23 protein-coding genes, 1 pseudogene and 1 riboswitch are annotated in these 22,036 nt (G+C 40.4%); of the genes and pseudogenes, 8 read left to right on the top strand and 16 right to left on the bottom strand.

Annotation, left to right across the window (positions count from 1 at the left end):
• Positions 1–143 precede the first annotated feature (143 nt).
• Positions 144–1,013 carry a cation diffusion facilitator family transporter gene (locus tag D5F11_RS04405; RefSeq protein WP_120116033.1) on the bottom strand — a complete coding sequence of 290 codons (870 nt, stop codon included), beginning with the start codon at positions 1,011–1,013 and terminating at the stop codon, positions 144–146.
• Between the two features lie 261 nt (positions 1,014–1,274).
• Positions 1,275–1,382, top strand: a riboswitch (SAM riboswitch).
• A gap of 135 nt (positions 1,383–1,517) precedes the next feature.
• On the opposite strand from D5F11_RS04405, the gene D5F11_RS04400 reads away from it, so the two are divergent.
• The 5 genes from D5F11_RS04400 to D5F11_RS04375 all read left to right on the top strand — a co-directional run bounded on the left by D5F11_RS04400 (position 1,518) and on the right by D5F11_RS04375 (position 6,626).
• A complete protein-coding gene (locus tag D5F11_RS04400) occupies positions 1,518–2,711 on the top strand; it encodes an acyl-CoA dehydrogenase family protein (protein WP_120116034.1) in 1,194 nt (397 codons plus the stop codon).
• The gene (locus D5F11_RS04395; protein ID WP_120116035.1) at positions 2,708–4,093 is read left to right on the top strand and encodes an LLM class flavin-dependent oxidoreductase; all 1,386 of its coding nucleotides are present in this window, start codon (positions 2,708–2,710) and stop codon (positions 4,091–4,093) included. The genes D5F11_RS04400 and D5F11_RS04395 overlap by 4 nt, the downstream gene beginning before the upstream one ends.
• A 57-nt stretch (positions 4,094–4,150) precedes the next feature.
• Positions 4,151–4,987, top strand: coding sequence for a MetQ/NlpA family ABC transporter substrate-binding protein (locus D5F11_RS04390; RefSeq protein WP_120116036.1), 837 nt, complete (start codon positions 4,151–4,153; stop codon positions 4,985–4,987).
• Positions 4,988–5,878: 891 nt separating this feature from the next.
• A complete protein-coding gene (locus tag D5F11_RS04380; protein ID WP_120116038.1) occupies positions 5,879–6,400 on the top strand; it encodes a DUF2975 domain-containing protein in 522 nt (173 codons plus the stop codon).
• A gap of 13 nt (positions 6,401–6,413) precedes the next feature.
• Positions 6,414–6,626: a helix-turn-helix domain-containing protein gene (locus tag D5F11_RS04375; RefSeq protein ID WP_120116039.1), complete on the top strand. Its 213-nt coding sequence runs from the start codon at positions 6,414–6,416 to the stop codon at positions 6,624–6,626.
• A 115-nt stretch (positions 6,627–6,741) separates the two neighbouring features.
• Here the strand turns inward: D5F11_RS04375 and D5F11_RS04370 are convergent, their stop codons facing one another.
• The 6 genes from D5F11_RS04370 to D5F11_RS04340 form a co-directional block, all read right to left on the bottom strand.
• Positions 6,742–7,047 (bottom strand): hypothetical protein, encoded by a 306-nt coding sequence (locus D5F11_RS04370; protein WP_120116040.1) that lies wholly within the window; start codon positions 7,045–7,047, stop codon positions 6,742–6,744.
• A gap of 454 nt (positions 7,048–7,501) precedes the next feature.
• Positions 7,502–8,104, bottom strand: coding sequence for a hypothetical protein (locus D5F11_RS04365; RefSeq protein WP_120116041.1), 603 nt, complete (start codon positions 8,102–8,104; stop codon positions 7,502–7,504).
• A 428-nt stretch (positions 8,105–8,532) separates the two neighbouring features.
• Complete coding sequence (locus D5F11_RS04355) at positions 8,533–8,913, bottom strand: hypothetical protein (RefSeq protein ID WP_120116042.1); 381 nt, start codon at positions 8,911–8,913, stop codon at positions 8,533–8,535.
• Between the two features lie 5 nt (positions 8,914–8,918).
• Entirely contained in the window at positions 8,919–9,152 is a 234-nt protein-coding gene (locus D5F11_RS04350) for a hypothetical protein (RefSeq protein ID WP_120116043.1), read from the bottom strand.
• Positions 9,145–10,752, bottom strand: coding sequence for a putative polysaccharide biosynthesis protein (locus D5F11_RS04345; RefSeq protein ID WP_120116044.1), 1,608 nt, complete (start codon positions 10,750–10,752; stop codon positions 9,145–9,147). The genes D5F11_RS04350 and D5F11_RS04345 overlap by 8 nt, the downstream gene beginning before the upstream one ends.
• A gap of 190 nt (positions 10,753–10,942) precedes the next feature.
• Entirely contained in the window at positions 10,943–11,230 is a 288-nt protein-coding gene (locus D5F11_RS04340) for a hypothetical protein (protein ID WP_120116045.1), read from the bottom strand.
• A gap of 127 nt (positions 11,231–11,357) precedes the next feature.
• On the opposite strand from D5F11_RS04340, the gene spoIIP reads away from it, so the two are divergent.
• Positions 11,358–11,777, top strand: coding sequence for a stage II sporulation protein P (gene spoIIP / locus D5F11_RS04335; RefSeq protein ID WP_280519757.1), 420 nt, complete (start codon positions 11,358–11,360; stop codon positions 11,775–11,777).
• 13 nt (positions 11,778–11,790) lie between these two features.
• Entirely contained in the window at positions 11,791–11,967 is a 177-nt protein-coding gene (locus tag D5F11_RS04330; RefSeq protein WP_244861988.1) for a DUF4083 family protein, read from the top strand.
• A 64-nt stretch (positions 11,968–12,031) separates the two neighbouring features.
• On the opposite strand, the gene D5F11_RS04325 is transcribed toward D5F11_RS04330, so the two are convergent.
• The 7 genes from D5F11_RS04325 to D5F11_RS04295 form a co-directional block, all read right to left on the bottom strand.
• Positions 12,032–12,940, bottom strand: a complete 909-nt coding sequence (locus D5F11_RS04325; RefSeq protein WP_120116047.1) for an ABC transporter permease — start codon at positions 12,938–12,940, stop codon at positions 12,032–12,034.
• 11 nt (positions 12,941–12,951) lie between these two features.
• A complete protein-coding gene (locus D5F11_RS04320; RefSeq protein WP_120116082.1) occupies positions 12,952–13,956 on the bottom strand; it encodes an ABC transporter permease in 1,005 nt (334 codons plus the stop codon).
• 408 nt (positions 13,957–14,364) lie between these two features.
• Positions 14,365–15,978: an ABC transporter substrate-binding protein gene (locus D5F11_RS04315; protein ID WP_120116048.1), complete on the bottom strand. Its 1,614-nt coding sequence runs from the start codon at positions 15,976–15,978 to the stop codon at positions 14,365–14,367.
• Between the two features lie 50 nt (positions 15,979–16,028).
• The gene (locus D5F11_RS04310) at positions 16,029–16,997 is read right to left on the bottom strand and encodes an ABC transporter ATP-binding protein (protein WP_120116049.1); all 969 of its coding nucleotides are present in this window, start codon (positions 16,995–16,997) and stop codon (positions 16,029–16,031) included.
• Positions 16,994–17,983 (bottom strand): ABC transporter ATP-binding protein, encoded by a 990-nt coding sequence (locus tag D5F11_RS04305; protein ID WP_120116050.1) that lies wholly within the window; start codon positions 17,981–17,983, stop codon positions 16,994–16,996. The genes D5F11_RS04310 and D5F11_RS04305 overlap by 4 nt, the downstream gene beginning before the upstream one ends.
• Positions 17,984–18,247: 264 nt before the next feature.
• On the bottom strand, positions 18,248–18,814 hold the full coding sequence (locus D5F11_RS04300; RefSeq protein WP_120116051.1) for an NADPH-dependent FMN reductase: 567 nt from the start codon (positions 18,812–18,814) through the stop codon (positions 18,248–18,250).
• Positions 18,815–18,961: 147 nt separating this feature from the next.
• Positions 18,962–19,804, bottom strand: a complete 843-nt coding sequence (locus D5F11_RS04295; RefSeq protein WP_120116052.1) for a pirin family protein — start codon at positions 19,802–19,804, stop codon at positions 18,962–18,964.
• Positions 19,805–19,946: 142 nt separating this feature from the next.
• On the opposite strand from D5F11_RS04295, the pseudogene D5F11_RS04290 reads away from it, so the two are divergent.
• Positions 19,947–20,276 (top strand): annotated as a pseudogene (locus D5F11_RS04290) (winged helix-turn-helix transcriptional regulator); the annotation flags it as partial.
• A 345-nt stretch (positions 20,277–20,621) separates the two neighbouring features.
• Here the strand turns inward: D5F11_RS04290 and D5F11_RS04285 are convergent.
• Together D5F11_RS04285 and D5F11_RS04280 are read right to left on the bottom strand one after the other, a co-directional pair.
• Complete coding sequence (locus tag D5F11_RS04285; RefSeq protein WP_120116054.1) at positions 20,622–21,815, bottom strand: PDZ domain-containing protein; 1,194 nt, start codon at positions 21,813–21,815, stop codon at positions 20,622–20,624.
• A 35-nt stretch (positions 21,816–21,850) separates the two neighbouring features.
• Complete coding sequence (locus D5F11_RS04280) at positions 21,851–22,033, bottom strand: hypothetical protein (RefSeq protein ID WP_126646498.1); 183 nt, start codon at positions 22,031–22,033, stop codon at positions 21,851–21,853.
• Between the last annotated feature and the right edge of the window lie 3 nt (positions 22,034–22,036).

Genomic DNA, 22,036 nt, shown 5'->3' with positions numbered 1-22,036 from the left:
GTTTTCGCACGATTATTTGGAATTTCGCACGATAAAACCGGTTTTCGCACGATTATTTGGAATTTCGCACAATCCAGCGTCAAGCAACTACTTTTTCACTAAAATTAACAAGTGTGAAAGCTTCAGCTTGCTTTCACACTTGTTCAATTTGGTTCCACATGAACATGCACATCAAATACTTGGTGCTTTTTCATTAACACTTCTTCCACACAATCCGAGATTTGATGAGCGGCCTGGATCCCCAATGTGGAATTGACAAGAATAACCACATCCACTACAGATTTATTGCCATATCGTCTTGCCTTTATATCCTTTATTCCCTTAACTCCGGAAATTTCGAAAATAGATTCTTTGTACCGTTCCAATTTTGCTTCATCATAGCCGTCGGTCAAGTCTAGAGAAGCGTCTCTGAAAATATCCCAGGCTGTTTTACATATGAGAAAACCAACTATCACGGCAGTTAACGGATCAAGCCAGGGTAGTCCGAATTGGGAGCCGATGATTCCAATTGCCGCACCAATACTCACCCACGCATCGGATAAATTATCCTTAGCTGCCGCCTTTACTGCTTGACTATTAATTTTTCTGCCTAAACTTTGATTATATTTATAAACCAAATACATGATTCCCGAAGAAAAAACGGCAGTCAACGCAGAGACCATGTCAGGTGATTCTTGGTTTTCAGCAAATACGGATGACACTGCTTCAAACAAAACCTGCAGCCCGACAACCATCATGATAAAAGAAGCAACCAACGTAGCGATCATCTCGGCTTTCCAATGGCCATACGGATGATTATCATCTGCTGGCTTTTGCGAAAATCTAAGACCAATCAGAACCGCGATTGAAGCTACAATGTCAGTGGCATTGTTTAGTCCGTCCGCCCTTAAGGCTGCCGAATTTGACATATCCGCTATTACCAACTTCAAGACTGATAAAAATATATAAGCAAAAATGCTGAGTATCGCTCCACGTTCCCCCATTTTCAGATCATTACCACTTGATCGTACCATTGATGTCCCTCCACAAAACTCTATATATCCATGATAGCAATCGAAATGCGAGTGGGTCTACAGCAACCTTGTTGGGATTGGACCTGTTTGTAAGGAGGCGGAAAGAATGTTTGTCGAGGGCAACATTATCTTTCATTTCAGACGGCTATTCAAAATGAGTATTCATATATTTTTTAAAAAAAGTTGACTATTTACAAAATGTTGATTATACTCATTTCAAGCCAACAGGCGACTCCAAATATTAACAAATGAATAATAATATTCTTATCAAGAGAGGCGGAGGGACTGACCCAAAGAAGCCTCAGCAACCAGCAATTAATTGCACGGTGCTAATTTCAGAAGAATACTTTTGTATTCTAAAGATGAGACTAATGTAGGCTTACATATGTACATGTATATGCCCTTCTCTCATCTTTATTTGAGAGAAGGGCTTTTTGTTTCTCAAAAAAGAGACATAGAGATTCCTACAGTAGTTTTCATTCCACATGAAAAGGAGATGGTTACATGACAACCACCATTAAAGAAGCCAAACCCTCGCTTGAGGAAGTGAAAAGTCAAATAAGGAAAATCATCGACCTTGTCATCCGACCGAATGCTGACTGGATTGACCGAGAAGGAGAATTTCCGAGTGAAAACCTAAAAGCTCTTGGAGAAGAAGGATGGAACAGTATTTTACTGCCGAAAGAATTAGGCGGCTTGGCACTTGATTATCATGCCTACGGTCTCGTCGTTCGTGAAATCGCAAAAGCCTGTCCTTCAACAGCCCTAGTCTATACGATGAACATCGGCGCGTCGCTCATTATATATGGTTATGGTAATGAGGATCAATGGAACAGATGGCTGAAGCCGCTCCGCGAAGGAAAAATCGGAACAATCGCAAACAGCGAGAGGGCTACCGGAAGCCAGCATTGGCTCAGTGAAAGCAAAGCCGATTATACAAATGGCGGCTACCTTTTGAATTTTGAAAAATCCTTTGCGACAAGCAGCGGCTATGCTGACTTTTATATTATTCAAACAAAGTCACCAAAAGCGGAAGTTTACTCAGATCTCTCGTATTTTATTGTCGATGCGAAACAGGACGGTATTGAGACAGGGAAATGGGATGCTTTAGGTGTGCGCGGAAATCATAGTTCTCCTATAAAATTAAACAATATTTATGTTGACCAGCGCGACTTAATTGGGGAAGAAGGAACAGGAAAAAAGATTGTGGAAAATAGCAACGCTTATATTTTCGGGCTGGGAGGCGCCTGGACAGGGACTGCAATCGGATTATTCAAGGAAGCTGCATCTTTTGCAACGAAAGCATCAGGAAAGCACCAAGTTGTCAGACACCAGCTTGCTTCGGCAAAAATTTTGATTGACAGTTTATGTGCCTGGCAGAATGAAATAGCTTCAAGATTGAATGACTGGTCTCAATCAGGTGAGCCTCTCTCTGATGAATTGAGAACAACGCTTTACGAATTTAAAGTTCATGCATCGGAAACCGCGAATCAAGTAGCTCAAATCTCAATGGATGTCGCAGGTGGTTTCGGATATAAAAAAGGTATATTGGAGCGCCTGTACCGCGATTCCCGGGCAGGAATTGTAATGGGCCCTTCCAACAATCTAGCCAAGGAACTGATTGGCAAACAAATTGTCGGCATTGATACATCACTTTGGCCTGAAGAAAACGAACAACTAAGGAGGAACAAAAAATGACAAAAAAACGAGTGTTATTAAACGCTTTTTTAATGAACTGCCCAGGTAATCAATCACCTGGATTGTGGGCACATTCGGAAGACCGTTCGTATCGCTACAAGGATCTTGAGCATTGGACTGAGCTTGCGAAAACGCTGGAAGCTGCTAAATTTGATGCCATTTTTCTCGCGGATGTACTTGGACCTTATGATGTCTATCAAGGTACCCGTGATGCGTCTCTTCGCCAGGCAGTGCAATCACCAATCAATGACCCGCTTCTAGTCATCCCTGCCATGGCTGCTGTAACGGAGCATCTTGGCTTCGGGGTTACAGCATCAGTAACACATGAACATCCCTATACATTTGCCCGGCGCATGACAACACTGGATCACCTAACAAAAGGACGTGTTGGCTGGAATATCGTTACTTCATATTTGAAAAGTGCCTCCATCAATATCGGCTTAAAAGAACAGATTGAGCATGATGAACGTTATAACATCGCTGAGGAATATTTGGATGTCTGCTATAAATTATGGGAAGGAAGCTGGGAAGACGATGCAGTTGTAAAAGATACCGAGACAAAAGCGTTTGTCGATCCGGACAAAGTGCATGATATACAACACGAAGGTGAATACTTCAGTGTGCCGGGCGCCCATCTATGTGAACCGTCCCCTCAGAGGACCCCAGTGATTTACCAAGCTGGCCTGTCATCCAGAGGAAGTGCTTTCGCCGCAAAGCACGCGGAAGGTGTCTACGTTTCAATGCCGACTATTCCTATTGCCCAAAAATATGTCGAAAAAATCCGAAATCAAGCGGAGGAATATGGAAGAAAGCCTGAAGAGATCAAAATTTTCAGCTTGTTTACGCCAATTGTTGCCAAAACACAAGAAGAAGCGGAAGCAAAATACGCGGATTATAAAAAATATATCAGCCGTGAAGGTGCACTAAGCCTGTTCAGCGGCTGGACGGGAATCGACCTTTCCCAATTCGATCCAAACGAAAACCTGCAGTTTGTTGAAAATGACTCCATGCGCTCACGGGTGGAGATTTTTACGAAAGCTGATCCAGACAAGCAATGGACTATTAATGAAATAGCTGAATTTGTCGGACTTGGAGGTATCGGTCCTGTGGTAGTCGGCACACCTGAAGTCATCGCCGACGAAATGGAAAGATGGTTGAATGAAGCGGATGTAGATGGCTTCAATATCACGTATGCGGTGATGCCGGGATCATTCGAAGATTTTGCTGAACTCGTCATCCCTGTATTGGAGGAAAGGGGATTATTGAGAGAAAACAGAGCAAGGAAAACATTACGTGACAATTTATTCGGTGGTGGCGACCAGTTGGCTGACCATCACCCGGGCAAGCAGTTTTCCTGGAAGCTACAAACCGTTTCCCAATAAACACTTAGGAAAGAAAATTCCAGCAGAATTCTTGTCCATTCAAATAAACATGGGGGTATGGTTGTGAAAAAAGTTTTTATTGGGATCATTTTATTAACAGGGATGGTTGTTCTCGCCGCCTGCGGTTCGAACAGCGCAAGCGGAAGCAAAAAAGAAATCAAGATCGGAGCTACCGCCGGCCCATATAGTGATCAAGTCACAAACAGCATCAAGCCTATACTTGAAAAAGAAGGATACGACGTCAAGGTGATTGAATTCAGCGACTACGTTCAGCCGAATAAGGCACTTCATGAGGGAGATTTGGACGCAAACGTATTCCAGAATGTCTTATATATGGAAAAGTTTAATGAAGAACATGATATGGATTTAGTGAACCTTCTTTCGGTTCCAACTGCACCAATCGGCGTGTACTCTGAACAACATAAAGACCTTTCTGACATTCAGAAAGGAGCGAAAGTAACCCTTCCAAATGACCCCGTTAATATGGCAAGAGCGTTGATTATGATGGATGAGTATGGCTGGATTGCACTAGATGGAGATGTGGACCCATCAAAAGCTTCAGAGAAGGATGTGGCGGAAAACAAGCTGGATTTAAACATTGCTCCGCTGGAAGCCGCTCAGTTGCCACGCTCTTTGGGCGATTCTGATTTCGCGTTCATCAACGGGAACTTTGCACTTGCTTCAGGTATTGAACTTGAAAGTGCGCTCGGCTTGGAAGAAACTCCTATTCAGTACATGAACCAAGTGGTCATCAACAGCAAGGATAAGAAGGAGCCATTCGTAAAGGCACTTGAAGATGCCTACAAATCTAAAGAATTTATTCAATATACAGATGAAAACCTTGTCGGCTTTGTCAGACCGGAATATTTTGCAGAAATTGAAGCAAAGAAGTAAAACACTAAAAACATTCGAAAGGCCTTAACATTGAGCCTTTCGATGTTTTGGCTGTTACCGCTACATTCCTACCGTCATTTTAGAGAAGCTATTTCTCCAGTAGAAGAGGATACAAACAATGAAGTGTGCATAACAAAAAGTCCCATTCAAATTCTAGGATTTTTGTTGTTAGAGCCGGAACATTTTTGGAGTTTTCTTTATTAGAAATAAAGGGGATGCCGTAATCAGAAATGAATACATTAAAAATGACTGAAGGTGATGGAACACCTTCAGCCTATACATTAGCTCGGTTCCCTACAAGGGGGCGGGCGGTAGATAGAAAATAATCCACCTGAGCAGCCAAACTCAAGGGTGGATTATTTTTGGTTAAATGACAGTAGTGCTATAACAAACATGCCGAACATTATCGTAATCACTTTATCAAGATTTTTTTTAAAAGACCTCCATATTATTAACTAGCGAATCTATAAATACATGTATTTATAGATTCGAGTGTAGAGCACATATTAGTCATGTATAATATGTGTTCTTTTTTTTCATTAAAGCGCCCTATAATNAATCCATAATCCAATATGCGGGGTAGTTTTTAAAAACTCTTTACACAAATTATCAACGTCAAAGCCGATATAACCAGCCTTGCCTCTATTATGTTCTCTTTCTCGGATAACGTCAGCAGTAGGAGTTAATACAATAGTTTCTACTTTCTCAGGAGCCATTAATTCAAGAATATACGGAAGTTTTTCACCATAGTAATTATCTTGTACAATAACAGTAAAACCTGCGTTACTGTATCCTTTTGCAACATCCTTAGGGAAATTGTAAATATCGTTTGACAATAATACTTTATTGTTTTAGGATAATTACAAGCGTAATATAAGGAGCTGATTTCTAATGAATCTTTTTACTAAAATCGTTCTAAAGTCTTTGGCAATCGTATCACTTATTGCTCAAGTTATTTTTGCAATCGCTGGAGCACTATTTTTATTTGCAGCCGGTGCTTTATTGATAGTACCCAAAGGGATCAAAGAACAATTATTAGATTTAAACACAAACCAAATAATATTGACTTTGATACTTTCTTGCTTTGTTGCACTTGCAATCCTTGCTTGTCTGTTTATTATTATGTATGCCCTACGTAAAATAATTAATAATATTTATAAACAGCATTTCTTTGTTTCACAAAATCTTAGACATCTCAAATTAATCTTAATCTCGTTTACTAGCTTTATTGTTTTGGACTTCGTTAGTAGGCTACTCAAAGCTCAAGTAAACGCATACAATGTCAGCGTTATTTTTCCAGATACATGGCCTAATGTAATAGGAAAAATTCTTTTATTATCAATCATTTATACACTTTATATTGTTTTTAAATATGGTATATCCTTGCAAGAAGATTCTAACAAGGTAATTTAGGTGGTGACTCCTAATGATAAAAATTAATCTAGATCAAATATTGTTAGATAAAAAAATTTCTTCAAAAGCGTTAGCAGAAGAAATTGGAATTACCCAAGCTAACCTATCAATACTAAAAACAGGTAAAGCACGTGGAATTCGCTTTGTCACACTAGAGAAAATTTGCCAAACATTAAATTGTCAGCCTGGTGATATACTCGAATACGAAGAAGAAACTGACATCTAACAAAACAATGATTAGATGTCAATTTAAAAATATTCCGCAATCTTAGCCTTATATGTAAGGGCGCTGATTCTTATTAAAGATACGCGCCCGATTCTTGAATAAACAATAGCTTATTCTAGTTATTATTGTCAGGCGATATTGTTGTTTTTCTTATTCCATAAAGTAGGAATGTAAAATAAGTAAGTATGGCCGTTAGTAAACCCACACCAAAGAGGATACTTCCAGCAATCACAAAGTTGTTTTTATAAGTTTCAATAACCATCATGTATTGGCTAGTATCAGCGACGCCATCTTCTTGGTTAAGAAGCCAGGACTCCCCTAGAGAAGTTCCAAAAAAAATACTAGAAAACATCAAAACTAATCCTGCGATTGCCAATAAGGATGAAATAACTCCTAATCCTTTAATATGTTCCTTTAACATCATGCCCCCCCTAAACAACTGTGACCTTAATCTTTTTTCAATTTCATCGATTATTTTTTATAAAATGCCACCTCTTACCCCCATCATTTTTATACCTGGCTATGGGATAGGTGTACCTTGTGATCTACCATTTGCCACTTATCTTTTTAAATGCCCAAATGGAGCTTCTCTCCATCATTATGTTTATGTGTTCTATATGTTACTAATAAAACATCTGCTACCAAACATTGTATGTCAAAATCTGTTACAGTGAATTATACAGAAGGGTTGATTCACTTCTATCAAGCTGAGCTTTTTTATCATATATTTTTCCCGAGCTCAAATTCCAAATAGTTGTCTGCAAGATGATCGTCTAAATCATCATGCCTCCGACACATCATCAGTGAAGAATGAATGTCTCTTTCCTCCCCTTCAAATCCATACTTGGTTTCCTTATTCGCAAGATATCATTCCATCAATCCAAATCTATCACAATCTCGACTCCTGTTGGGCTTTCGAATGGCTCTTCATTTTCTTTAAAAATCAATTGCAATCCCGATACATCGTCCGGCAGACGCGGAGACACAACAAAATTATTATTTATGTGTTCGCCCGATCCGCCACCGCCATCCATCGTACAATAATAGTCTTCATTAATATAAAGCTCCCAAAAATGGTGATAACGAATAAAACTATCCGAAGAATCCTCCGACTCGTCCCAATCGATGTTAAAGTTTACAACACTTGCATTCTCATATTGTCGTATGAAGGTTACTGAGTATAAAGAATCGCCCTTGACAACTGATTTCAGAACAGGAATGTACTTTTGAAATCCACTTGGTTCAACCTGAATGCGGAAATGTTCATCAGTTCTTAGCGTTCCAAATAACGCATTCAATAAATCCTCATACAGCCCATACTTTTTAGCCCAATCTTGTATGTATTCTGCGGGTGGAAATCCAGGATTGTTTCCCGACAATTCTTTTCGTTTTTGAACTAGCTCGCAAATTTGCTCGTCAATGGAAAAAATCTTCTCATCATAATGATCAGTTGGACGTTCAAACCGTAATTTTTTCATAGGTTCCTCCTAATTTGCTGTAATTGGGCGTCTTCACAATTTGTAGAAGCGCTCCATAGATCTGTAAATCTTATCAGGGTGCAAAAGAAACAAAGTACCTAAACATAAAACTTAACAATGCAAAGGGTGGAAACCGTACATATGCATTCCAAATGCAATACGATATATAGTATTTTCATTTTTCCTTTTATGAAGAATGAATAGATTAACCCAATTAATGGACCTATCATTAAAAGAATCAAGGAAGTCTCTACAATCACTCGAATCATGATTAGTACTATCCTTGAATCGGACCCCGCCATAAATATTAGACTGGGATGTAGATTGGACAAACCGACCGTTAAAACCAGCTAGGTTAAAGAATCTTTGGAAGGTTCACGGAAAAAACTTTTCACACAAAACATCCTCCAAACAAGGGGACAGGCTCCCTATTTTTTGAACGGAAGCCGGGGACTTTCATCCTGATAAATGGAATAAGTCGATCCTCCATTTTCCAATTTCGTACATTGGCTGTCGTTACAAGAAAAAAGATAGGTCCGTTTATCTGTTCGAACACTTACATTAAAATAATAGGGAAATATTCCTCCTTTATTTTTATCCAGACTTGTATCAATGGCGATCACGTTCTCTTTATCTGCTAATCTCTTATACTCTTCGCTTTCAAGCGTTTTTTGAACCATCTCACTCAAAATAATTTCTTCTTCAAAGGTTGGTGTATACCACTGTTCAGAGAGAAGCCATTTTCCAAGAAGAAACAAATTCAGCCCTAGACTGACGACTAATAAAGCGAAGACAATTTTATATTTCATAGGTCTCATTCCTCGTTACTTGCTGTTTTTTTACATAAAGTATCAAATGCGCCTTGGCGTATTTGCGCCCAGATTTTATCGAGCTCCGCTCGATAAGTTTCCTCTGAAAATCTGTGGCATCCGCCGGAGGCTTTGACTTTATTCAGCCGGAGTTTGAACCCCCACTGAATGGAATACCAATATGTATTCATCTCACCACTTATAGAAGTGGGAGATTTCTGCTGAATGAAGTTAAACATTCAATTTTTCTCTCAATAGATGTATACGCCTTCCAAACAGCATCTTTGCTAAATTACTTTTTAGTGCAAGCAGTCCATAGATCCCCACTCCTACAGATACACAAATCACAATGATCAGGATTGACTGCCATCTGCTTTCAGGATCCATCACTGTTGACAGAACACTCTCAGCCCCAAAAACAGCGCCGGCCATAATCGCCGTAAAAATAAACATTAGCAGAGACCTTTTAACAACGACTGTATATTTGTAGTCTGCAGAATAATAAATGAAAAATAAATTCAGCAAGCACGCAACTAAATAACCCAATGTTGTTGCATAGACTGCTCCAGCCGTTTCAAATGTTTTGATCAATGGAATGTTCAGGATGCATTTTGTTAACAATCCCATAGACAAACTGAGTACAGTCATCTTTTGCATGTTGATTCCCTGCAGAACTGCCGCTGATATCGAAAAGACAGCAAACAGAATCGCTGCAGGAGCATAAATGGCAAGGATCTCTGTTCCAAGTGGATTATACCCATAAAAAACAGTGTAAATTGGACCAGCCAAAATGGAGATTCCAATTACAGCTGGAATGGTAATAAATAAAACAATTTGAAAGGCCTTATCAAGTTCATAGCGAAATTTTTCCATATTCCCACTGGCATAGGAGCTCGTTAAAGCGGGTATTAGCGACATCGAAAACGCGGTGGCAAGCGTCATTGGAATAACAACGAGTTTTTGTGTGTTAAAGTTTAAGATTCCAAAAGCTGATTTAACGATATCATCCAGGCCAATGGAAGCCATTGCCCTGCTAAAGGTCAGGTTGTCTACAAACTGAAATAATGGCATTGCAATGCCTACGACAACGAATGGGATCGAAGAAAAAAAGATTTCCTTCTGTATATCAGCCATAGATGATTCTATTTTATTCTCATCTTTGTCTGCAAGTTGTTTTAAAAATGGTATTTGCTTATTTAAATAGATGACAAGAACAATCATGCTCGCAATTGCGCCAATTGTAGCCGCAAATGTAGCTAGACTGACTGCTGTAACCAATTTACCTTCGAGAATTTTCAAGACGACAAATGCGCCGCTTAATAAGAAAATAATCCTTACGATCTGTTCAACAACTTGTGAAACAGCCGTCGGTTTCATATCTTCATGACCTTGAAAAAAACCTCGGATAATGCTCATCGCGGGTACAAGAATCAAAGCGAAGCTGACTGCCCGGATCACAGTTGTCAAATCCTCTTTAGAAAGTCCCTTTTTACCATAGCTTCCGAACTCAGCTAAAAACGGTGCAGTCGCAAACATGGCAAAGAACGACAAAACACCGGTAATCAGCATAATTTTGAAACTCGATTTGAAAATTCTTTGACTGACCGAATATTGGCCAACAGAATTATATTTCGCAATTATTTTGGACACCGCCAGTGGAATCCCAGCTGTAGCGATGCTCATAAAAATAGTATACGGAACATAGGCATACGCATATAGGCTGACTCCGTCCTTGCCTAAAAGTGTATTTAAAGGGATGACATACAGAAGACCTAGAATTTTAGATAGCACGGAGCCAAGGGTGAGAATCATTGCTCCTTTGATTAATTTAGAGGACATCTTTATACTTCCTGCCTATTCAATATTTCAATTATCTGTGAACTAAGTTGAGCATATCACAAATAATAAACAAAATGAGAAAATATTCCTTTATTTTCGAAAATAATCGGATATTTATCATTAATTCAATGAAAGAAGCTTTTACAGGTGGTGTGAATCTTTTAATGATGAGGCTCAATACAATACTTAGCTATTGTCTTACTTTTACTTCTGTAAGATAATTGAACGCGTCTTCTGTTAGAGGCAGTTTGTAAATGATAATTGATGCATTTCCATCAGCATTGGGAATAAATTGAGGCAACTGCTCCTCTAAAATTCCCCCTGGAATATTTTGAGCAGTATCAACTGTATCCGTAACAATAAATTTCGAGTTAACATTCTCCTCTTTGTGAGGAGGTTTTCTTACAACCGTTTGTTTGTTATTACCTTGTGGCCATAAATAGAGGCTGCACACCACAACCAAAATGAATTTTTTCAATATAAGGCCCTCCTTTTCAGAAAGCATTATTTATACCATCATACGGAAAGGACAGTCGAAAAAGAATAAAGAAATCCCAGGTATATTCACTTTACTTTTCATTCTATTTTTAATATCAGACACTCACATGTTTATTGATATACACAGAGATTCTCAGCCTAAAAAAGTGACAACTGCTGACATTCATCAAAAAAGATATGCTAAATTATTTTTTGTTGTTGGAAAGGAACACAAAAATTATGAAAAAAACCGTAAATTTGTCGAAGAGCTGCACCATGACTTAGAAAAGAAATATTCAGGATTAAGCCGAGGTGTTGTGGTTAAAGGTGAATTCGACGGGGATGGAGTATATAATCAAGATTTAACAGAGCATGCACTTCTAATAGAATTCGGCGGGGTCGATAATAATCTGACAGAATTATACAACTCTGCTGAAGCACTGGCAGATGATTTTTTAGTGAATACTACTGGGGAGAGTCGGAGATTTAATAGATTTCCCAAACAGTTGATTGAAACTAATCATTTTCAGAAGCGTAACTACAGTTAAGGAGGAGATACAAATGGTGAATATCGGTGATATCATATTCCAATTTATACTTTTGCTTATGATGTTGACTATTATTTTCGCTATTATTGTAGTTGTGCGTTCAGTAGTCAGGAATCGGTCTCGATCAAAAAATATGGAACAAAAACTCGACAAGGTTATCGAAATGCTTGAAAAAGATAAGAGTGAATAGCAGAAGAGGGCATGATTCCGTCCAACCAAGACTGTACCGGCAAGTCATGCCCGCTATCATCATTTCACCTTTTCATCCTCGGATCAAGTGCATCCCTTAGCCCATCCCCCATTAGGTTAAATCCCAGCACTGTAAGCATAATGGCCACTCCGGGAAAAAAAATCGTCCATGGAGCCTGGATGATGAAGTCTTTCGAATCAGCAAGCATTTTCCCCCATTCAGGTGTCGGCGGCTGTGCTCCCAATCCCAGGAAGCCCAAGGCTGCTGCTTCAATGATGGCTGTTGCAATGGAAAGGGAACCCTGCACGATGATCGGCGCCAAGCTGTTTGGCAGGACATGGTGAAAAAGGATTCTGCCATCCTTCATTCCAATTGCTTTTGCTGCTAGAATATATTCCTCTTCTTTAATACTGAGCACTCTCGAGCGCAACAAACGGCCAAATGTTGGCACATTGATAATGGTAATCGCAATCATGGCGTTTTGAAGAGAAGGTCCCAGAATGGCAACAATCGCAATGGCCAGCAATATGCTTGGAAAAGCTAAAAGAATATCAAAAACCCTTGAAATAATTCCATCCACCCATCTGCCATAATAGCCGGCAACAATGCCCAGAAAGGAACCTGCGATCACCGAGCCACAGACCGCTAAAAATCCGACGCGAAGGGAAATGCGCGCACCGTAAATGACTCGGCTTAATATGTCACGGCCAAATTCATCCGTTCCAAACCAATGTGTGCTTGATGGCGGAAGATGCTTATTCGCTAATTCAGTTTCTTTGAATCCAAATGGCGCAATCAAATCCGCGAATATGGCCAATAAAATGAAAAATAGGACTACACCAAGCCCAAATAGGGCTGCCTTATTTTTTCTAAAGCTTTGCCACGCTTCCTTCCAAGGGGAAATGACTTGTTCTTCTTTGTTTATACTTATGCTTGTATTATTTGGAGGTAGCTTCGCAGTTGGTTCAATCATGTTCTTTCCCCCTATCGGTATTTAATTCGCGGATCGATCGCCGCATATAAAAGATCCACCGTTAAATTGATAAAGACAAAAATAGTTGCGACGACTAAGATTCCTGATTGAATGACCGGATAATCTCTGAATTGAATTGCATCATAAATATAGCTCCCAATACCTGGCCATCCAAATATCGTTTCTGTCAAAATTGCACCGCCCAAAAGTAAACCGGTCTGCAATCCAATGACGGTTAACACGGGAATAAAAGCATTTTTTAAAGAGTGTTTATATACAACCCAGAACATGCTCATCCCTTTTGCACGGGCAGTTCGGATATAATCAGATCGCATGACCTCCAGCATGCTGGACCGTGTAATTCGGGCAATGATTGCCATCGGAATCGTAGCAAGGGCCACACTCGGCAAAACAAGATGTTTGATTACTTCAAAAAACTGAGCAAATCTTCCTTGTATCAATGTATCAATTAAATATAAATACGTAATCGGTTCAACCGGATCCCGAATATTGTCACGTCCTGTTGTCGGAAATAGGTCAAGCTGAATGGAAAAAATATACTGTTCCATCAAACCGAACCAAAAAATCGGCATGGACACACCAATCAGAGCGAGTAGCATGGCAATATAGTCAAACCACGAATTTTGAAACCAAGCCGAAATAATCCCCGCATTCACACCAAAAATAATGGCAATCAGCATGGCAGCAAAAGCAAGCTCCATCGTCGCTGCCAAATACGGCCAAACCTCCTGACTTATTGGGCTTTGGGTACGAATCGACATTCCTAAATCTCCGGTTAACAGATTTTTCACATAATCGAAAAACTGTACATATAAAGGCTGATCAAGACCCAATTGCCTATTCAATGCCTCAACGGCTTCCTTCGTCGCCTGCTGCCCCAAAATAATCTGTGCCGGATTACCTGGTATCGCATGAATAAGTGAAAATACAATCAGCACCATCCCCAGCAGTACAGGGATTAACAATGTCAGCCGTCTTATCGTGTATGCAAGCATTCGATCACCTTTCTTTAAAAGTTTATGTATAGCCGTCTTTTCGCTGATAAGAAACACATGATTTTTCACTCACACCCCGGGATGAAAATTTATTTCCTCATTCAGGGAGCTCGCCCATTGTATTTTCACAGAAAAAGAGCTTCCTTGAGTATGTTTTATGTAGCTTCACGACGAGAGAAACGTATGCTGCCGTGAATGGTTGTGCCGCAGGACCACATTTTTCCTGAATAAACTTCCGCGTAATTTGATACTTGCGTTGATTACATCTGGCCGCTACCTGTCACTTCGCTTGCAACTAGCACTTCCTGTACGTCGGCTGGCTCAGAGCGCCACATCCTGTCGCTTCGTTTGTACTAGCATTACTGACCAAAAAAGGGGAGTACGCTTACCCCCCCCTCGAAATCCTCATTACATGGACACATCATCAATTACTTGAACCCCTGTCGGGTGCGGGAAAAAGCCTTCTATCGTACTCTTTCCTGCCAGCTGTGGAACAGAGTGAGCGATAGGTACCCATGGAGCATCATCGTGAATGATTTCCAACGCCTCCTTGTAGAGTTCATTGCGTTTATCTTCATTTGTTTCTGTTTGTGCTTCAATTAACAGCTTATGAACATCTTCATTCGCATACCTCGAATAGTTGTTGGACCCGATGCTGTCTTTATCCAACAGGGCATACAAGAAGTTATCCGCATCCCCGTTATCGCCAGTCCATCCTAGCATGAACATTGGTGCTTCCCCGTCACGGGTTTTTTCAAGGTAAGTCGCCCATTCCACGGACACGATATTTACTTCAATACCGATCTTTTCTAGATCTGCTTGGATCGCTTCAGCCACTTTTTGACCGTTAGGCATGTACGGACGAGGCACAGGCATAGCCCACAAATCCATTTTGAATCCATCCTTGAATCCAGCTTCTTCAAGTAATTTTTTTGCTTTATCCAAATCAAACTCATAATCTTCGATATCATCGTTATATCCGTTGATGGAAGGCGGAATTGGGTTTTTCGCAAGTTCTGCTGTTCCTTCATAAAAATTATCAAGAATCGCTTGCTTATTTATCGCATGGTTGATAGCTTGGCGGACTTTTTTGTTATCAAAAGGCTCTTTTTCAACATTGAAACCTAAATAACCGATGTTCATTGACGGGCGCTCAAAAATTTGCAAATTACTGTCTGCCTCTACTTTTGCAACATCGCTTGGATTTAGTCCGTCCATCAAGTCCACTTCGCCTTTGACAAGTGCATTCAAACGAGCTGAATTGTCCGTTATGACTTTAAAGATGATTTTGTCCAACTTCGGAAGCCCATCTTTCCAATATTCCTCATTCTTGACGACTGTGATAGTATCATTGCGTTTCCAACTCTCAAACTTGAAAGGACCTGTCCCCACAGGATTCTCTATATATTTCGCTCCAAACTTTTCAATTGCAGCAGGACTGGAAATAGAAAACGCAGTCATAGCCAAGTTTTTCAGGAACGGGGCCTGCGGCCTGAATAAAGTAAACTCTACCTTATTTTCATCTACAGCCTTTACCTCTTTAATGACGGCTGATTCATCGCCTTTAAATCCTCCGAATTGAGAAACAAAATAAGGGAAATCCGCTTCACTCTTCCCGTTCATCCATCGTTCGAAGTTTTGAACTACTGCATCTGCATTGAGATCGGTACCGTCATGGAACTTTATACCTTCCTCCAATTCAAATGTGTACGTTTTCCCATCATCAGATACTACCCAGTCTTTGGCAAGGCCAGGGATAATGTCAGTGGTTTCTTTTTCATAATTGACAAGTGTTTCAAGTACTTGCTCAGATACAATCAAAGACTCACCATCTGTAACCGTTGCCGGATCCAGGTTGACTGCATCTCCTCCACGAGCATAAACCATTGTACCGCCTTCGACTGCTTTCTCTTTCTTTTCCCCGGTATCTTCATTTCCTGTCTTTTCCGTTGATGAACAGCCAATAAGAGATAAAGAGAGAACGAACAGCAGTGAAAAAACAATGGATAACCCCTTTTTCATTTTTTTGCCCCCATTCATGATTTTTGCCTTTATTTATTTCACGCGACAAGTTACTCATATAAGTGGCAAGCCGCGTAATGGCCTTTTTCAACTTCTTTGAACAATGGCCGCTCGTAGGCACATTGCTCCATCGCCGCCGGACAGCGTGTGTGGAAGGCACAGCCGGCAGGCGGATTTGCAGGGTTTGGCACATCCCCCCGTAAGATAACACGCTCCTTTTGGAAGTCGACATCGGGAACAGGTACGGCTGATAGTAATGCTTTAGTGTACGGGTGCTTGGGATTGTCATATAATCTCTCACTATCTGTCAGCTCGACGATTCTTCCAAGGTACATCACTCCTACCCGGTCGCTTATATGACGGACAACTCCCAGATCATGTGCGATGAATAAATATGTTAAATCAAATTCTTCCTGCAGGTTCTTCAGTAAGTTCAAAACCTGCGATTGAATAGATACGTCAAGGGCAGAAACAGGCTCATCTGCGACAATGAGCTTGGGATTGACAGCCAAGGCCCTTGCAATGCCAATTCTTTGGCGTTGACCTCCACTAAATTGATGGGGATACCTCTTTGCATGGTAATCATTCAGGCCAACGATTTGCAGGAGTTCACGCACTCTTTTCTTTCGTTTTTTAGAATCTGTAACCCCATGAACAATCAATGGCTCCTCCAATATTTTTTCAACTCTATGCCTCGGGTTTAAGGAAGCGAACGGGTCCTGAAAAACCATTTGCATTTCCCTGCGAAGACGACGCATTTCATTTTTTGAAAGATTTGTGATGTCTTTTCCCTCAAAAAATATTTTTCCTTCTGTTGGTTCCAGAAGACGAAGCAGCGTTTTTCCTGTCGTTGACTTTCCGCATCCACTCTCACCAACAAGCCCCAATGTTTCCCCTTTTTTAATAAAGAAAGAAACATCATCAACTGCCTTCACTTCCCCGACCTGTTTTCCAAATATCCCGCCTTGTATAGGAAAGCTTTTCCTTAAACCCTCGACTTCCAATAATCGCTCTGTCATCCGCTGGCTTCTCCTTTTTCCCTTTCGTACAACCAACACTTTACTTTATGTCCCTTAGATAGTTTCAAAAGATCAGGTGTTTGGGCAAAACAGCGGTCAAACGCATGTTCACACCGCGGGGCGAAGTGACAGCCTGCTTGGATCGTACCCGGTTTAGGAACATTTCCTTTAATAGAATAAAGCTCTTCTTTTTTATGACGTATGTCCGGAACAGATTGAATGAGTCCAACTGTATAAGGATGCTTTGGATCTTTAAAAATCGTTCTTACATCCGTCTCTTCCACGATATATCCGGCATACATGACCATAACACGACTGCACATCTCGGCGATAACCCCCAAATCGTGCGTAATCATCATAATAGCAGTATCCGTTTCTTTATTAAGCGCTTTCATTAAATCGAGAATTTGCGCCTGGATGGTGACATCCAGCGCCGTCGTCGGCTCATCCGCAATCAACAATTCCGGATTGCAGATCATCGCCATCGCAATCATAACACGCTGCCTCATCCCTCCAGAAAGCTGGTGAGGATATTCATTGAGTAATTCCTCCGGACGAGGAAGACCTACAAGCTTTAACATCTCAACAACGCGCTCTTTTGCTTTCTTCTTCGGGAATTTCCTATGTATCTTAATCGCTTCAAGCAGTTGCTCCCCGATTGTAAAGACCGGATTCAAGCTCGTCATCGGCTCCTGAAAAATCATAGCAATTTCATTACCCCGAATTTGCCGCATTCGTTTCTCCGAGGCCAAAGTAAGGTTTTCTCCTTTAAATAAAATTTGTCCATCAACTCTTCCTGTCTGCGCAGGAATAAGTCCCATGATAGACAAAGAAGTAATGCTTTTTCCGCATCCCGATTCCCCGACAATGCCAAGAATTTCACCTGAATGCACATGGAAATCAATACTATTTACTATCGAAAGTTCCCCATCATCTGTAAAAAAAGAGGTTCTCAGCCCTTCTACGTTTAATAATGCATTCTCCACTGCCTCGCCCCTTTCTCATGAAGACTTACTATATTTCAAAAATATTATTGCATTAACACGGAAAATTAGCAATACATAAAATAGATAGTTAAATAACAAAATGGAGAAAATACTACTTATATAAAATATTCGATATTTTTTCCGGAAATCCTTTTTAAATACCCATATTACATCCAATGGGATTATTCTGATAAAAAATACAAAGGAAAAAGCGGATCAGCATTTTAGTCTAATCCGCTTATATATACCTTTAGGCTTTGTTATTTAAGCAAGAACGGCAGCTTTATTTTTTTTATAAAATTCTACAAAGTTTTGAACGACTTGATCCAAGAAATTGATAGTACCTTGGTCATTAAGTTCGCCGGCTTCGTTAATTTTCTCATGGACTGATCCAATGTATACTTCATTACCAGGTAATAAAACAGGTGACAAAGCTGGATTTGAAAGGATTTCTCTCAAATGGATCTGTGCACGTACACTTCCTAACACTCCCATGGAAGACCCAATGATAAAACCAGGCTTGTCTTTGATTGTGAAGTCTCCCCCGCGGGATAACCAGTCGATCGCATTTTTCAAAGCTCCAGGAATGGAGAAGTTATATTCAGGAACTGCAAATAATACAGCATCCGAATCCTTTACATCGTCTTTAAACGCCTTGACATTTGCTAGTACATTGCTTTCCAAATCAACGGAAAACGTCTCAAGATCATTTATAAAAACAGGTGTAATGTCCAGTTGATCCGCATAACGGTTTTTCATAAACTCAACCAATTTCAAGTTGAATGATGTAGAGCTTGTGCTCCCGATAACTGCTTTTACTTTGATTGTCATGATGTACAACTCCCTATGTGAATGGTAATGATGTTTTTATTTAAAAAACTCAAGTATGATTATAGAGCATATCTATCAAAATAAACAGTACGCACTTACAAGTAACATAGTATACAAAAAGATACTATTGCAAAATAAGGGCATTGTTCACCCGAATTTTCCTTCCCGATAATCTTGATATGCTTGTATGATCTCTTCTTCCGTATTCATTACAAATGGGCCGCGCGCTACAACCCTTTCCCCAATAGGTTGACCAGCATATAACAGGACATGTAACTTTTCTTCCGCATGAACTTTCACCTCACTTGGGTAAAGATCATCCCCGCGCTCAAGCCAGAGAATCTGTCCTTTTTTCCCTTCCGTGTCCCCTCTGCCGAATCTTCCTTTTCCATCTAAAACATAAAGGAATCCATTATAACCGCCAGGAAGATCCTGTCTGACGGTACTGCCCGGTTCCAGCAACATCTCGACCATTGTAACAGGTACGTGATTTTTCGTGTCAGCTTGAACTCCATTTGATACGCCGGAAAAAACCCTTATGATCGCGCCATCTTCATGCCGAACCGGCATATCCTGCGCACGCATATTCTGGTAACGTGGTTCAGTCATTTTTTTATCACTTGGAAGGTTCACCCATAGCTGTAATGAATGAACTGTATCTCCAACAGCAGGTTCCTCTGAATGAATAATTCCTTTACCAGCTGTCATCCATTGAACTTCTCCGGGAAATAATTCACTACTGTTTCCTTTATTATCCATATGCTCAAGTTTTCCATCAATAACGTATGTGACTGTTTCGATTCCTCGATGAGGATGCATTCCGAATGTCCCCCGTTGGAAAAAATCCTCCGCCATTAACAGAAATGGATCATATTCTCCCCAATTGCCAGGTTCAATCACCAATCCCGCTTTATGAGTTGGTGTATTTTCTCGAAAAAAGATATCCTTAACACTCCTGATACCCCTTGATAGGATATTTTGACTGCTCATAAAAATTCCTCCCTTCAGTTTTTTAGCTTGATAGGAAAAAAAGCTTATAAGTATAATTATGGGGTAAACTAAACTGAAATAGAAGTACGCACTTTAAAGTGCTATAGTGTAGAAAAAGATACTAATGAAGGAGTGCTGAAAAATGAAAACAGAGCTTTGCAAAGTAGATGAGGCTTTAAGTATTTTAGTTGGAAAATGGAAGCCTATTATTTTATTACATCTGTTTAATGAAGACACTTTGAGGTTCAGTGAATTGAAAAGGTTAATGCCGAATATCACTCAAAAAATGCTGACCAAACAATTAAGGGAATTGGAAGAGGAAGATATCATCGAAAGGGTGGTTTATCCACAGGTACCGCCAAAGGTCGAATATTCTATTTCTGAATACGGAAAGAGCCTCCAGCCCGTCTTAAATGTGATGCACGAATGGGGGAGTGCACACACACAGCATATGCAAGAAAAAAGAAATAAGAAAAGCGCCTTGTTTAGCCCCGACAAGCACAAGACGATTTCCGAAGAGGCAGTTCTTCAGCCACCGCAGGGAAGTGGCTTGTGACCTCGAGGGGCTAGACGCTGGCAGGCTCAGAACGCGACATCCTGTCACTTCGCTTGCACTAGTACGTCCTGTACTTCGGCAGGCTCAGAACGCGACATCCTGTCGCTTTGCTTGCACTAGTACGTCCTGTACGTCGTAGCTGGACAAGAAAAACCTTCCTTTGAATAAAAATTTCCATAACAAGTTATACTTTCTTTACTCATGAAAAAGTCCTGGAACAATCGCAATAAGGCTGTTGTTCCAGGATTTTTCTTTTCACTATTACATCGCCCTGCCCTGCTTGTGTATCGAGCGTTTTTCTACAAAAAGAATGCCGAGCTCATGATGATCACCTTCGTAAAGTGCACATTGTTCAAACCGGATCTCACCATTCACATCAAGCACCTCAAGCTTGCAATAGGTACGATTTTTCAAAAGTGCTTTATACAGTTCCTCTTTATTGGAAACCGCCACATTGTTGCATGTCTTAATAATCTCTCCCGTTTTTAGTTCCATTTTACTTGCTGGCGTTCCCAAAATAATATCCAATACCATGACTCCGTTGTTCCGTGGTGTGAAATAATAGAGTGTATTGTTTTCCCTAACACGATGTCTGTACAAAATAAGCAACCGTCCGAGGATAGCCATGCCTACAACAAATGGAGGGACATACGTTGGATAATAGAAGCCGACTGCCGATGCAGCAAGAACAAGCACAGCCAAAAGAATGGTTTGTTTTCCCATTCTCTCAACTGCCTGACTAGGTAAACTGCTTTGCACCTGATTTTGAAAGCCGAGTGCAAAAGGGACAAGTATCAGTGAATACGACTCTGTTCCCAAATGAATCAACGGCCACCAGTCAAACGGTACAGTCAAAGGCCCGGCAGGAAGGAAAAAGAAAATCGGAATAAGCCAAACCCGTTTGATTTGAAGAGCGCCAATCGTAAGGCCCCTGCGACTTGTCCGAAGCTTAGGCGATACATCTTTTAAGCCGTTTTTTAACATAAGGGCTCCTTCGGTGAAAAGAAGCACTCCTAACATAACAGAGATTCCGCTCAAAAATAGGCTGTTTTCTATTAATGAATCAGTGTAAGGAACAGAAATATTAAAAAATGTGATTGTAAAAACAAATAAGATCGGAAGTCCCAAGGTGAATGCAGGCGAAAGCAACCTGGCATTGCCTACCGCTCCCAGTACAATAGTAGCTATAGCAATGAATGCGAGCATATCAAGCGTGATCGTGAATCCGGATAGAATCGTTATAACCGATAAAATCCCACCTGCCAGAAGTCCAGCAGGAAGCAAATGCTTTAATTCATGGAACTGATCATGTACTCTTATATTAAAGTCGGCCCGTTCTCTTCTTATTCTCATAAAACCAGCAGCAATTACCAGTAGAATAGAAAAATATAAAACGGGATTCAGAAAAAACTTGCCTACTCCCTTGGCGAATTCCAGCAGCCATAATTGCACCATCTCGCAGCCTCCCTCTGGAATAAATGGTTATCTTTTTATTCTATCAAAGATTTCACCAGGGAGGAATGTAAAATAATCAAATTCGCCTTGGCGTATTTGCGCCCAGATTTTATCGTTCGATAAATTTCCTCTAAAAATCTGTGACACCCGCCGGAGGCTTTGACTTTATTCAGCCGGGGTTTGAACCCCCACTGAATGGAATACCGATATGCATTCATCTC

This window comes from Siminovitchia terrae, assembly GCF_003605405.2.
Lineage (GTDB): Bacteria > Bacillota > Bacilli > Bacillales > Bacillaceae_C > Siminovitchia > Siminovitchia terrae.
This window is presented reverse-complemented; position numbering and strand designations above follow the sequence as displayed.